We start from the raw sequence: 12,511 nt of genomic DNA on the forward strand, positions 1-12,511 counted from the left end.
CGCCATGACGCGCCGCAGGCGAGCGCATCAGGCAGGCACGGGTTCCGGCCGGCGCACGCCCTTCGATCCACGCACGGTAGCCAGCAGCGATGCCGCCACGATCAACCCTCCGCCAGCCCATGCAGTGAGCGAGATTTTTTCGCCGAGCCACAGGCATGCGAACAACGCGCCAAACGCCGGCTCACTGCCCATCAATAGCGCGACGCGCGTCGGACTGCTGTGCTTGATGCCGTAGTTTTGCGCGAAGAACGCGAAGAGCGTGCAGGCAAGCACCAGATACAGGACGCATCCCCAGAACGTGAGATGGCCTGCGATGGACGGCACGTGTTGCCACTGCGCGGGCGAGAGCATGAGCGCCGCCGCTCCGCTGCCGAACGCCACCGCGCCGGATTGCACAGCGGTCACCGTCAAAGGCGGTAGCGCCGCATCGCGCATCAACTGCTTGGTCACGCAGACGGTAATCGCGCGCAGGACCGCGGCTGCAAGAATCAGCAGATCGCCGCGACCCAGCGTCAGCGCGCCGTCGCCGGTCAAAAGCCACGCGCCGAGCAACGAGACCGCAACCGCGATCCATTCGATGCGCGCTGGCCGGCGCTTCAGAAGCGACCACTCGACGAGCGGCGTCAGCACCACGCAAAGGCCAATGAGAAACGCCGCGTTGGCTGCGCGCGTGAGCAGCAAGCCGAACGTTTCGCACAGAAAGATGGTGAGCAGCAGCAGGCCGGCTCCGGTCAGGCCGCTCAACGTGCGCAAATTGACGTGACGCATCGGGCGCAGCGCGGGCAACAGCAACACGAACGTAATGCCGAAACGCAGCGCAAGCAGCCCGAGCACCGGGTAATACGCGAGCGCGCTTTTGGCGATGCCGTAGCTGGAGCCCCATACGACGGCGACCGCCAGCAGCATCAGGTCGGAGATCAATTGCAGGCGATACGGTCTGGACATTGCGAACCCCGGTAAAAGGACTCGCATTGTCGAGCTTTGCAATCGCGGTGATAATCGGGTCACGGCGCATAGCAATTGTGCATGCCACGCATCAATCCCCAAGCACTTCGCGAGCACGATGGACCCCAACGAACTCTTCGCCTTATTTCCCGATATGGCGGTATTTGCGCGCGTCGTCGATGCCGGCAATTTCTCGCTGGCCGCGCGCCAGCTAGCCAGCACGCCATCGACGGTCAGCCGGCAGATCAAGCGTCTCGAAGAGGCGCTGGCTACCCGCCTGCTCGAGCGTTCGACGCGCAAGGTGCGTGTCACGGAATCGGGTGCACAGGTCGCGCGATACTGCCGCGAGATGCTGAGCGCCGCCTCGGCCGCCGTCGATGCCGCCGGTGAAGCCGGTGACCGGCCGCAAGGCAGAGTGAGCATCAGCGCGCCCAGCCAGTTCGCAAAATCGGTGCTTCATCCGCTTGTGCCCGAGTTCTTGCGCGCGTATCCGGAAGTCGATCTCAAGCTGTTGTATTCGGACCGCGACATTGATCCTTTGACCGACGACCTCGATCTCGTAATCCGCCTGACCGAGCGGCCACCGCCCGGTCTCGCGGGCCGGCAGCTTGGTTCCGTGCGCTGGGTGCTCTGCGCGTCACAGGCTTATCTCGATGCACGGGGAACACCGCGCGAGCCGCGCGATCTCGCGCAGCACGACTGCATCTATCTCGGTGAAACGCCGGGAGACAATCGATGGCGATTTCGGCTCGGCACACACGCCCAAACCGTCGACGTGCATGGGCGCTATATCGCCAATCATGCCGGTGCGCGGCTCGAAGCCGCCCTTCTGGGCTTCGGCATTGCGAACGTGCCGGAGTTCACGGCAGCGGATGCGTTCGCCCGTGACGAGCTGGTGCAGGTGCTGCCTGACTGGTCGCTCGACGGGCAGACGTACGCTGGCTCGTTATGGCTGCTGTATCCGCCGAACCGGTTCTTGCCGCTGAAGGTACGGGTGTTGATCGACTATCTGGTCGCGCGTCTGCACAGCGGCGTCGCCAGTCAGAGCGAGACGTCCTCGATGAGCGCGAGACGCAGTGCGCGGATTCGCCGGTCGACGAAATAGCCGCCGCCTTCCGTATAGCGCAGATAAAGACGTCCGCACGACGAGCATTCCCACACGCCGCAGCGGTTGTACGGAAAGTAGCGCGGCGCGATGGGCGCGTCGGCGGACCAGTAATCGAGCTTGCCCGGAAGATACTCGGCAAAGGTCGGCTCGGGGTCTTCTTCGTGCAGCAACGTGCCGATTTCACGGAGCTGCGTTTCGTCGAGCGAAAGCGGCTGCGATTGCCAGCCGTCGAGCGGCGTTTTCGTGCACGCGCATGGCCCGGGCGCGCGGGCTTCGGCGGCGCGCGCAAGGTCGATCAGCGTGGCTGTGTCCAGATAGTCGGGCATCGTGAATCAGGTCAGGGAAGCGGACCCGCCATTCTGCGCGCGTCCGCCGCGGTTATCGAGCCGTCAGCCGTTCATCATGCGATCTCGCTGCACGGCGACCCACGAACGGTCGAACCGTCCTTCCGCGATCGATTGCAGCGCCAGCGCTTCCTTCGCGGCGGTCTTGCGCGCACCGTCGATCACCGCGTCCACGTCCGCCGGCGCGATGGCAAGCACGCCATCCTCGTCGCCGACGATGATATCGCCCGGATGCACCACCATCCCGCCGACGGACACCGGCACGTTGATCTCGCCCGGCCCGTTCTTGTACGGCCCGCGATGCGTGACGCCGCGTGCGTAGACCGGAAAACTGCGCTGGCTGAGCGCGCCGACATCGCGGATCGCGCCGTCGATGACTAGCCCCTGAACGCCGATTCTTTCCGCATAGCTCGCCATGATGTCGCCCATCAGCGCTTGCGTGAGTTCGCCCGCGCCGTCGATGACGAGCACGTCGCCGGGACGGCAGAAGTCGAACGCGCGATGAATCGCGAGATTGTCGCCGCCGCGTGTTCGCACCGTGACGGCGGTGCCGGCCATCGGCCTGGGCCGATGAAACGCGCGCAGCCCGGTCGTGCCGCTCACGCGGGCCATGTTGTCGCTCAGAAGCGATACGGCAAGCTCGCGCAGCGCCGCAAGCGTCGCGGGGCTGGCCTGCACCGCTGACTCGTATTCGCGCCATCCGGCCGGATTCATGTCGTCGCTCCTTCAGTCGATTGTTGCTGCGCCAGTTGCGCGGACAGACGCCCGTACACCGCGCGCGCGTTGCCTTCGAAAATAAGCTGGCGGTCGGCGTCGCCGAGCCAGTCGATGCCATCGATATAGCGGCGCGTATCGTCGAAATAGTGGCCGGTTTCAGGGTCGATGCCCTGCACCGCGCCGATGGTCTCCGACGCGAACAGAATGTTCTTCGCCGGAATGACCTTCGCCAGCAGTTCCGCGCCGGGCTGGTGATAGACGCAGGTATCGAAGAAGACGTTGTTCAGCAAGTGCTCGCTCAGCAGCGGCCGCTTCATGTCCTGTGCAAGCCCGCGATAACGCCCCCAGTGATACGGCACCGCGCCGCCGCCGTGCGGGATGATGAACCGCAGCGTCGGGAAATCGGCGAACAGGTCGCCCTGCAACAACTGCATGAACGCGGACGTGTCGCCGTTGATGTAATGCGCGCCGGTCGCATGAAAATTCGGATTGCACGACGACGACACGTGAATCATCGCGGGCACGTCCAGCTCGACCATCGCTTCATAGAGCGGATACCACGAGCGGTCGGTGAGCGGCAGTCCGGACCAGTGGCCGCCCGAAGGATCGGGATTCAGATTGCAGCCGACGAAACCGAGTTCTTCGACACATCGGCGCAATTCGGCGATGCAGTTTTCCGGCCCGACGCCCGGCGCTTGCGGCAACTGGCAGACGCCAATGAAGTTGCGCGGAAACAGCGCGCACACGCGATGCACGAGGTCGTTGCATGCGACCGACCACACCGCGTTGGCTTCCGCCGTCGCCAGATGATGGCCCATGCCTGCTGCACGCGGCGAGAAGATCGTGACGTCGGTGCCGCGCTCGCGCTGGATGCGAAGCTGGCCGCCTTCGATGCTCTCGCGGATTTCATCGTCGGTGATGGCGGGACGCGGCGGCGGCGCGACGCCGTCTTTCAGCGCGGCGACCTGCTTCGCGCGCCATGCTTCGTGTTGCGGCGGCGAGGTCGTGTAGTGACCGTGACAATCGATGATCATGCGGATTTCCGTATCGTTGTAGGCGGATTCAGGTGCGCGCGGCCGGATCGGCCGCCGGCAGCGATGCGTCTTCGTCATCGGCGGGCTTCACGCGCATGACGAGCGCGATCAGCGTCGCAACGACGAGGAACGCGGCGATCGTCAGCAGCGCGAGCTTGAAGCTGCCCGTTGCGTTGCGCACGAGGCCGATGCTCCACGGACCGACCAGGCCGCCGAACTGCGCGATGGTATTGATCAGCGCGATGGTCGCCGCGCCCGCCGCGCCGGTCCTGAACGATGACGCGAGGCTCCAGAACAGCGGATTGCCCGCGTAGATGAAGAGGCCCGTCACGCACAGCAGCGCGTAAGCGATGACGGGACTCGGCGCATAGGCGCTGCCCGCGATCGCGACGGCGCTCATCCCGTACACGAACGCGAGATGCTTCTTGCGGTCGCCGGTGCGGTCCGAACTGCGGCTGATGATGAAGGTGCCGAGCACGCCGAGCAGCGGCGGCGCGGCGGAGAGAAAGCCGACCTCGATATTGCTCAGATGCCCGAGACTCTTGACGATCTGCGGAAGCCACAGAAAGAGGCCGTAGATGCCGACGAGCGCGCAGCCGAACAGGCACGCGAGGCTCCACACGCGAAGGTCGCCCGCCACGCGCAGCAGCGGAAAATGCGTGTTGCCGCCGACCGCTTCGCGTTCCGCCGCGAGCGTCGTTTCGAGCCATTGCTTTTCGTCGTCGGCGAGCCAGTCGGCGTCGGCGGGGCGCTCGGTCATGATGCGCAGCGTGAGGAGGCCGAGCAGCATCGCCGGAATGCCTTCGAGAATGAACATCCACTGCCATCCCTGCAGCCCGAGCACGCCATTGGCATAGGTCATCAGCGCGGTCGAGATCGGGCCGCCCAGCACGGCGGAAAACGATCCCGCGATGATGTAGCCGCCCACCGCGCGAGCGCGATACCGCACCGGAAACCACTTCGTCAGATACACCGCGACGCCCGGCAGGAAGCCCGCTTCCATCACGCCGAGCAGAAAGCGCAGCACGTAGAAGCTCTTGTCGTCGAAAACGAACGCGGTGGCGGCGGCAACCGCGCCCCACGTGAGCAGGATGCGCGCGATCCAGCGGCGCGCGCCCACGCGATGCAGCAAGAGATTGCTCGGCACTTCGAGCACCATGTAGCCGACGAAGAAGATGCTGCCGGCGAAGCCGAACACGGCGGGCGAAAAGCCGAGCGCCTTGTTCATGTCGAGGGCCGCGAAGCCGATGTTGATGCGGTCGAGATAGTTGAAGAACATCATCGCGAAGAGCAGGGGCATGAGCCGCCCGTAAACCTTTCGCATGGTTGCCGCTTCGTTGAATGAGGTCATGCCGTCTCCACGTTCTTTTCGTCGAATCGCGAGGGCTCTGCGGCCCTGCCTGGCGAACGGCTTTCACCGTGCGCAAGCCCGAAACCGCCGCGCCTCGGGCGAGAAGGTTCGGATCATGGAGACCGATGATAAGAAGCGAGTAGGCGCGCGTCCAAGACGCGATTTTTATGCTTCCATATAAGTTTGCTTATAGTGTCGCGCTTTCAAGCGGCCGGGGAAGGCAGGCAAGAAAGGCGCGCAGATGCGGCGAGTCGTCGTCCGTGCGGAAGGTCGCGGCGAGCGTCGACCATTGAGCGGCGCCCGGACCCGCCAGATGACGGAACGCGACGTCGGTGCGTCCGTGACGCGCCACCGATTCGCCGACGAACGTGACGCCGAGCCCCGCCGCGACGAGCGCGATGGCAGTCTGTATCTCGTACGCCTGATGAGCGACGAAGGGCGTCACGCCCGCATCGCGATACAAGGACTGCACGGTGCGCTTGAACTGCGCGTTGTGATGCTTCGGATACAGGATGAGCGGCGTGTCTTCGAGTTCGGCAATGCGGATTTTCTTCCTGCCCGCCAGCGGATGATCCGGCGCAAGCACCGCGACGATATGTTCGCGCAGCAGCGGATAAGACGTGCAGCCGGGAATGTCCAGCGGCTGCCGTCCGATGCCTACGTGGATGCGCAAATCGCGCAGCGCGTCGGTCTGTTCCTCGGTGAGCATTTCGAACAGCTTCAGTTCGACTTCCGGGTAAGCGTGATGAAAGCCTTTGAGCGCCGGCGGCAGGATGCTGTACATCGCGGAGCGCGTGAAGCCGATCGACAGCCAGCCGCGTCGCCCGATGCCGATTTCCTGCGCGCCAAGGCTTGCCTGCTCCCACGAGCCGAGAATCTGCCGCGCTTCCGTGCAGAAATACTGACCGGCTTCGGTAAGCCGCAAAGGCCGCCTCGCGCGATCGACGAGTTGCGTGCCAAGGCGCTCTTCGAGCAGGCGAATCTGCTGGCTGAGCGCGGGTTGCGCGATATGCAGGCGTTCCGCTGCGCGGCTGAAGTTCAGTTCCTCGGCAAGGATGATGAAGCACTGCAAGGACCTGAAATTCATGTCGACGTTCCTCGATTCAGTGGGCCACGCTCGTGGGGGACTTCAACGCGATAAGGCTCGTCCGGCTCGCCTTCGTTGAAGGAATGTACCGGACTGCGGCGGACATCGGCGGCCATCGTATGGAAGGAGAACGGAAAGGATCATGCAAAATACCCGGCATCTGAATGCGGAGACCGGCCCGTGGGCGTCAACTTTGATCTGAACGATTTACAGGCGTTTCGCGCGGTGGTCGAGTTGGGGAGCTTTCGCAAGGCGGCGGAAGCGGTCAACATCTCGCAGCCTGCCTTGAGCCGCCGCATCGAGAAACTCGAGGAAGCGCTCGGCGTGCGTCTGTTCGAGCGCACGACCCGCAGCGTCACGCTGACTACCGTCGGCCGCGTGTTCGCGCCGAGCGCCGAGCAATTGCTCGACGATCTCGACGTCGCGCTGCTCGGCATCCGCGATGTGTCATCGAGCCGCCTGGGGCATGTGAATATCGCGTGCGTGCCTTCGGTGGCGTACTACTTCTTGCCGAACGTCATCGCGAGCTATCATCGCCGCTTTCCGCGCATCCGCGTCAAGCTGCTGGATTCGAGCGCAAACGAGGTGCTGGGCGCGGTCATCAGCGGCGAGGCTGATTTCGGCGTGAGCTTCATGGGCAGCCAGGAACCCGAGGTCGAGTTCAAGCTGCTGCTGCAGGAGCGCTTCGTGGCCGCGTGCCGCCGTGACCATCCCCTCGCGCGCAAAAAGCGCGTGACGTGGAGGGAGCTCTACGAGCACGAATACGTGTCGGTGGACAAGACTTCAGGGAACCGCCTGTTGCTCGATCAGGCGCTCTCGGGCGTCGCGCCGCCTGCGCCGAGCATCTGTGAAACGCGTCACGTCACGACCATGCTCGGCCTCGTCGAGGCCGGGCTCGGCGTTGCGGCAGTGCCGTCGATGGCCATGCCCGGACGCGATCATCCGATCCTCACCAGCGTGCCGCTGGTCGAACCGGTGGTGAAGCGGCGCGTGGGAATCGTGCGGCGGCGCGGGCGGCCGCTGACACCGGCGGCACAGGAGTTTCATCGGGCGATTGTCGAGTCGAAGCGCGATGGATTCGCGAGCAGCGATGGCCCCGGCGACGGCCCCGGCGATGGCGCAGCGGCGAGCGAGCGGACCAAAGGGAAGCGCACATCGTGAGGCTGGCGAGACCGCTTCGCTTGCTCTACGTGCAGGTCCTGCTCGCCATGGTCCTCGGCATGTCCCTCGGCCACTTCTGGCCGTCGGCGGGCGCGCTCCTCAAACCTCTCAGCGATGCGTTCGTCGGTCTCGTGCGAATGATGATCGCGCCGATCGTCTTCTGCACGATCGTCCTCGGCATTACGTCGCTTGCAAGCGGAAAGGCGATCGGGCGCACCATCGTTCAGGCGCTGGCGCTGTTCTATTTCCTGACGGCCGTCGCGCTCGCGTTCGGACTCGTCACCGCGTTCGTGCTGCGGCCCGGCGGCGGAATGCATGTCGACGTGCATCAACTGGATGTCGGCATCCTCGCGCCTTATACGAAACACGCGCAGACGCGCGGGCTCGTCGAATTCGCGCTGGGTGTCATCCCGGAGACGATGCTCGGGGCATTCGAAAAGGGCGACGTGCTGCCGGTGCTGCTCCTCTCGCTTGTCTTCGGCTTCGCGCTGAATGGGTGTCCGAAGGCGGCGCGGCCGGTTCTGGCGCTCATCGACGGTGCGGCTCAGGCGCTCTTTCGCGTGCTCGCCCTGATCATGCGGCTGGCCCCGCTCGGCGCATTCGGAGCGATGGCTTTCACGGTGGGCCGCTTCGGCATCCGGTCGGTCGGCTCGCTCGGCATGCTGATGGTGTCGTTCTACGTGGCTTGCGTGTTGTTCGTCGCGCTGGTGCTCGCGCTGCTCGCGCGATTGCACGGTTTCGCGCTCTGGCGGCTTCTGCGTTACATGCGTGAGGAACTGCTCATCGTTCTCGCGACCTCTTCGACCGAACCGGTCCTGCCGCGCCTGATCGGCAAGCTGGAGGCGCTCGGTTGCGACAAGGGCGTCGTGGGGCTCGTGCTGCCAGCGGGCTATTCGTTCAATCTGGACGGCACCGCGATCTATCTCACGCTGGCTTCGCTGTTCATCGCGCAAGCGTGCGATGTTCCGCTTTCCGCGCAGCAGATCGCGACGATGCTGGCCGTCATGCTGCTCACATCGAAGGGCGCGGCGGGCGTGTCGGGCAGCGGGCTGGTTGCGCTCGTCGCGACGCTCACGGTGATTCCCGACCTGCCCGTCGCAGGGGTGGCGCTGCTGGTGGGCATCGACCGCTTCATGTCGGAGGCCCGCGCCCTGACGAGCGTGATCAGCAACGCGTGCGCGGTGATCTTCGTTTCGATGTGGGAAGGCGCGTGCGATCGCACCCGTCTCGCGCAGACGCTCGGAGCACCCGAGCCAGCCGCCCCGGATTGATGGACGGCTGCCTCAGGCGCGCGTGGCCGATGGTCTGCGTCAGTGTGCGGCGACGGAATCCAGTCCGGTCGATTTCACTTCCGCTTGCACATCGGGCGAAGCGAGATAGTCGAGCAGCGCCTTCGCTTCCTTCGGATGCTGCGCGCCGACGGGGATGCCCGCGGCGAAGCGCGTCACGGACTGCAAAGACTCGGGAATCTTTCCGGCGAAGGCCGCGCCCTGCACGGGCAGCAGTTCGCTGACCTGCTGGAAGCCGATCTCGTAGTCGCCGTTCGCCACCACGGACGCCACCGGAATACGCGGAATCATCTTCGCTTTCGGCTTTACCTGATCCTCGATGCCGAGCTTCTTGAACAGCTCCCGCTCGATATAGACGCCGCTCGCGCTGTCCGAGTAGGCGATCGACTTCGCATTCAGCAGGGTCTGCCTGAGGGCATCGACCGAGCCGATGTCCGGCTTCGGCGCGCCTTCGCGCACGACCATGCCGATGCGCGAATCGGCCAGTTCGACTCGCGATCCGGGTATCACCTTGCCTTCCTTGATCAACTCGTCGAGTGCGTAGCCGACCATGATGACGGCGTCTGCAGGCTCGCCGCGTCCGAGCCGGTTGGGAATCGCTTCGGGCGATTTGCCCATCGACGGACCGAGCGCGGTCTCGAGCGTATTGTCCGTCTGCGACGCAAACTTGGGCCCGAGCACCTTGTATGCCGCTGTGAAGCCGCCGGAGCTCATCACGTGCAGGTCGGCAGCCTGCACGTTCGACGCGGCGGCCGAGGTTGCGACGAGCGTTGCCGCGCCGAGTTTCAGAAGCAGTTTTCTCATGGTCGTGATTCGTGCAGGGTCGTGTGTGTCCAGAAGCGTGCGGAAGGGATTGCGCTTCAGTGCGCCGGAGTCAGTGTCGCCGCGCGGCGTCGATAGAGCGCGAACGTCGCCAGTAGCGCACAGGCTGCGGCAAACGTCATCCAGTAGCCGGGCGCGGCCTTGTCGCCGGTCATATGAATCAGCCCCGTCGAGATGACCGGCGTGAAGCCTCCGAACACCGCCGTGGCGAGGCTGTAGGCGAGCGAGAAGCCAGCAACGCGCACGTGCACCGGCATGACTTCCGTGAGCGCGACGACCATCGCACCGTTATAGATGCCGTACATGAACGAGAGCCAGAGCAGCACGAACAGCATGTTGAGGAAGCTCGGCGCGTGAGCGAGCAGCGACAGCGCCGGATACGCGGTCGCCATCGCGAGCACGGTCATGCCGACGAGAAGCGGACGGCGGCCGATGCGGTCGGAGAGCGCGCCGCCGATCGGCAGCCACACGAAGTTGGATACGCCGACGCACAGCGTCACGAGCAGGCTGTCGGCGGTGGTCAGGTGCAGCACCGTCTTGCCGAAGGTCGGCGCGTAGACCGTGATGAGGTAGAAGCTGGTGGTGGTCATCGCGACCAGCATCATGCCGGCGAGGACGACGGTCCAGTTCTGAGCGAGCGTGCCGAACACTTCCTTCATGCCCGGACGATGCCGGCGCGCCTTGAACTCCTGCGTTTCCTCGAGGTTGCGGCGCAGCATGAAGATGAACGGCACGATCATGCAGCCGACGAAGAACGGCACGCGCCAGCCCCACGCGGCGATCGCCGGTGCGGTCAGCCATTGATTGAGGGCGAAGCCGAGGCCCGCCGCGACGACGATCGCCACCTGCTGGCTCGCGGACTGCCAGCTCGTGAAGAAGCCTTTGCGGCCCGGCGTCGCCATTTCGGCGAGATACACCGATACGCCGCCCAGCTCCGCGCCTGCCGAGAAACCTTGCAGCAGCCGCCCGAACAGCACGAGCGCGGGCGCAAACAGGCCGATGGTGGCGTATCCCGGCACGAACGCAATGAGGATGGTCCCGCTCGCCATGATCGAGAGCGTGACGATGAGGCCCTTGCGGCGGCCCACTTCGTCGATGTAAGCGCCCAGCACGATGGCGCCCAGCGGCCGCATCAGGAAGCCGGCGCCGAACACGGCGAACGTCATCATCAACGAGGCGAACTCGCTCTGCGCGGGAAAGAACACGTTGGCGATCTGCGTGGCGTAGAAGCCAAACAGAAAGAAGTCGAACTGTTCGAGGAAATTCCCGGCCGTGACGCGGAAAACCGCGGCGGCCTTTGAATGCCCGGGGGGAAGACTAGATGAAGGGTGCATCGAGGTGTCTCCTGAAATGCAGAAAGTACGCGGTGTCTGGTCGACTGTGTTTTTCGCCATATTCTCCCGGGACCGTCTGAACGATAAGTGCGATTTTCGGAACGATTGATGTTGTACGGTTATCAATCGGCTTCGCTGCCGCGCCTGGTCACGCGCTAAATGCGTCGGCCATTGTTGTCGCCGGGACAACACCCTGTGCGCGTCGAGGACGCTACTGGCGATGGAAGCCCGTCACTACAATCGGCCACACGATCGCGGCGCGGAAAAACGAAGCGCGCCGCAAGACGTGATCGTGCTCGCGAACACTCGTGACCCGTGCGCATCGCCGCACTTACCGAAGAGGATTACTGAATATGAAAACGACCAGAGATGTGCAGCCCGTCACCGTCGATCTCGGCAAGGAAGGATCAGGCGAACTCGTGTCTTCCCGCTATGCCGTGCGCGTGGGCGACGTCGACGTCGTTCTGATCAGCGATGGCGTTCTGCCGCTGCCGACTTCCACCATGTCCACCAACGTGAGCGAAGCGGACCGCAACGAATGGTTCGACGGCCGCTTCCTGCAACGCGACACGTTCGACTGGGCGCTGAACGTCGCGCTCGTTCGTAGCGGCGAACATCTGATCCTGATCGACTCGGGCGTCGGCGACGGCTTCGAGTACTTCGCGCGCGCAGGTCAGTCGGTGAGACGCCTCGAATCGGCTGGCATCGACCTGGCGGCACTCACCGACATCGTCATCACGCATATGCACATGGATCACGTGGGCGGCCTCAATGTCGACGGCGTCAGGGCCAAACTGCGTCCCGATGTGCGTATTCACGTCGCGGCGGCGGAAGTGGCGTTCTGGAAGAATCCCGACTTCAGCAAGACGGTGATGCCGGAAGCGGTCCCGCCCGCGCTGCGCAAGGCCGCCGCGAAGTTCATGCAGCTCTATGGCGAAAACGTCGTGCCCTTCGACCGGACGGTGAACGTTGCGCCGGGCGTGTCGGCTCGCGTGACCGGCGGGCATACGCCGGGGCACTGCGTCGTGGACGTCGCATCGAAGGGCGAGAAACTGACGTTCGTCGGCGACGCGATCTTCGAAGTGAATTTCGATCACCCCGATTGGCAGAACGGCTTCGAGCACGATCCCGAAAAGGCGAGGGACGTGCGTATTGCGCTGCTCGACGAAGCGGCCGAAACCGGTGCGCTGCTGGCCGCAGCCCATGTCGGGTTCCCGTCCGTCTGTCACATTGCGAGGGACGGCGATCGCTTTCGTTCCGTGCCCGTCGTGTGGGATTACTGAGTCGGCAATGAACGCGGGCTCGGCGTCCCGTCTGCG

General features: G+C 64.6%; 12 protein-coding genes. 4 read left to right on the top strand and 8 right to left on the bottom strand.

Translation table 11 applies throughout. From position 1 onward, the window contains the following. Nucleotides 1-27: 27 nt before the first annotated feature. The gene (locus tag LDZ21_RS25875; RefSeq protein WP_244796968.1) at nt 28-945 is read right to left on the bottom strand and encodes a DMT family transporter; all 918 of its coding nucleotides are present in this window, start codon (nt 943-945) and stop codon (nt 28-30) included. A gap of 118 nt (nt 946-1,063) precedes the next feature. Here LDZ21_RS25875 and LDZ21_RS25880 point away from each other — a divergent pair, with 118 nt between their 5' ends. After that, nucleotides 1,064-2,050, top strand: a complete 987-nt coding sequence (locus tag LDZ21_RS25880; RefSeq protein WP_244796969.1) for a LysR family transcriptional regulator — start codon at nt 1,064-1,066, stop codon at nt 2,048-2,050. Here the strand turns inward: LDZ21_RS25880 and LDZ21_RS25885 are convergent. The 5 genes from LDZ21_RS25885 to LDZ21_RS25905 all read right to left on the bottom strand — a co-directional run bounded on the left by LDZ21_RS25885 (nt 1,987) and on the right by LDZ21_RS25905 (nt 6,586). Beyond that, a complete protein-coding gene (locus tag LDZ21_RS25885) occupies nt 1,987-2,379 on the bottom strand; it encodes a hypothetical protein (RefSeq protein ID WP_244796970.1) in 393 nt (130 codons plus the stop codon). The two genes, LDZ21_RS25880 and LDZ21_RS25885, sit on opposite strands and share 64 nt — an antisense overlap. Before the next feature lie 63 nt (nt 2,380-2,442). Continuing rightward, entirely contained in the window at nt 2,443-3,111 is a 669-nt protein-coding gene (locus LDZ21_RS25890; protein WP_244796971.1) for an RraA family protein, read from the bottom strand. Then, nucleotides 3,108-4,148, bottom strand: a complete 1,041-nt coding sequence (locus tag LDZ21_RS25895; protein WP_244796972.1) for an amidohydrolase family protein — start codon at nt 4,146-4,148, stop codon at nt 3,108-3,110. Before LDZ21_RS25895 ends, LDZ21_RS25890 begins: the two co-directional genes overlap by 4 nt. A gap of 28 nt (nt 4,149-4,176) precedes the next feature. Next, nucleotides 4,177-5,499: an MFS transporter gene (locus LDZ21_RS25900; protein WP_244796973.1), complete on the bottom strand. Its 1,323-nt coding sequence runs from the start codon at nt 5,497-5,499 to the stop codon at nt 4,177-4,179. Between the two features lie 187 nt (nt 5,500-5,686). Continuing rightward, nucleotides 5,687-6,586 carry a LysR family transcriptional regulator gene (locus LDZ21_RS25905; protein ID WP_244796974.1) on the bottom strand — a complete coding sequence of 300 codons (900 nt, stop codon included), beginning with the start codon at nt 6,584-6,586 and terminating at the stop codon, nt 5,687-5,689. Nucleotides 6,587-6,766: 180 nt separating this feature from the next. Between LDZ21_RS25905 and LDZ21_RS25910 the strand changes: the two genes are divergently transcribed. After that, entirely contained in the window at nt 6,767-7,747 is a 981-nt protein-coding gene (locus LDZ21_RS25910) for a LysR family transcriptional regulator (protein ID WP_244796975.1), read from the top strand. Next, entirely contained in the window at nt 7,744-9,018 is a 1,275-nt protein-coding gene (gene dctA, locus LDZ21_RS25915) for a C4-dicarboxylate transporter DctA (protein ID WP_244796976.1), read from the top strand. Before LDZ21_RS25910 ends, dctA begins: the two co-directional genes overlap by 4 nt. 39 nt (nt 9,019-9,057) lie before the next feature. Here dctA and LDZ21_RS25920 read toward each other — a convergent pair whose 3' ends face one another. Then, nucleotides 9,058-9,840, bottom strand: coding sequence for a substrate-binding domain-containing protein (locus LDZ21_RS25920; protein WP_244796977.1), 783 nt, complete (start codon nt 9,838-9,840; stop codon nt 9,058-9,060). Nucleotides 9,841-9,896: 56 nt separating this feature from the next. Then, nucleotides 9,897-11,192, bottom strand: a complete 1,296-nt coding sequence (tcuC, locus tag LDZ21_RS25925) for an MFS transporter (RefSeq protein WP_244796978.1) — start codon at nt 11,190-11,192, stop codon at nt 9,897-9,899. Nucleotides 11,193-11,545: 353 nt separating this feature from the next. Here tcuC and LDZ21_RS25930 point away from each other — a divergent pair, with 353 nt between their 5' ends. Then, nucleotides 11,546-12,475 carry an MBL fold metallo-hydrolase gene (locus tag LDZ21_RS25930; protein WP_244796979.1) on the top strand — a complete coding sequence of 310 codons (930 nt, stop codon included), beginning with the start codon at nt 11,546-11,548 and terminating at the stop codon, nt 12,473-12,475. Nucleotides 12,476-12,511 lie beyond the last annotated feature (36 nt).

Source organism: Caballeronia grimmiae (assembly GCF_022879615.1).
In the GTDB taxonomy this organism is placed as follows: domain Bacteria; phylum Pseudomonadota; class Gammaproteobacteria; order Burkholderiales; family Burkholderiaceae; genus Caballeronia; species Caballeronia grimmiae.

Excerpts from the sequence above, each read along its gene's own strand:
- LDZ21_RS25875 (WP_244796968.1), bottom strand. The coding sequence starts at position 945 with ATGTCCAGACCGTATCGCCTGCAATTGATCTCCGACCTGATGCTGCTG.
- LDZ21_RS25880 (WP_244796969.1), top strand. The coding sequence starts at position 1,064 with ATGGACCCCAACGAACTCTTCGCCTTATTTCCCGATATGGCGGTATTT.
- LDZ21_RS25885 (WP_244796970.1), bottom strand. The coding sequence starts at position 2,379 with ATGCCCGACTATCTGGACACAGCCACGCTGATCGACCTTGCGCGCGCC.
- LDZ21_RS25890 (WP_244796971.1), bottom strand. The coding sequence starts at position 3,111 with ATGAATCCGGCCGGATGGCGCGAATACGAGTCAGCGGTGCAGGCCAGC.
- LDZ21_RS25895 (WP_244796972.1), bottom strand. The coding sequence starts at position 4,148 with ATGATCATCGATTGTCACGGTCACTACACGACCTCGCCGCCGCAACAC.
- LDZ21_RS25900 (WP_244796973.1), bottom strand. The coding sequence starts at position 5,499 with ATGACCTCATTCAACGAAGCGGCAACCATGCGAAAGGTTTACGGGCGG.
- LDZ21_RS25905 (WP_244796974.1), bottom strand. The coding sequence starts at position 6,586 with ATGAATTTCAGGTCCTTGCAGTGCTTCATCATCCTTGCCGAGGAACTG.
- LDZ21_RS25920 (WP_244796977.1), bottom strand. The coding sequence starts at position 9,840 with ATGAGAAAACTGCTTCTGAAACTCGGCGCGGCAACGCTCGTCGCAACC.
- tcuC (WP_244796978.1), bottom strand. The coding sequence starts at position 11,192 with ATGCACCCTTCATCTAGTCTTCCCCCCGGGCATTCAAAGGCCGCCGCG.
- LDZ21_RS25930 (WP_244796979.1), top strand. The coding sequence starts at position 11,546 with ATGAAAACGACCAGAGATGTGCAGCCCGTCACCGTCGATCTCGGCAAG.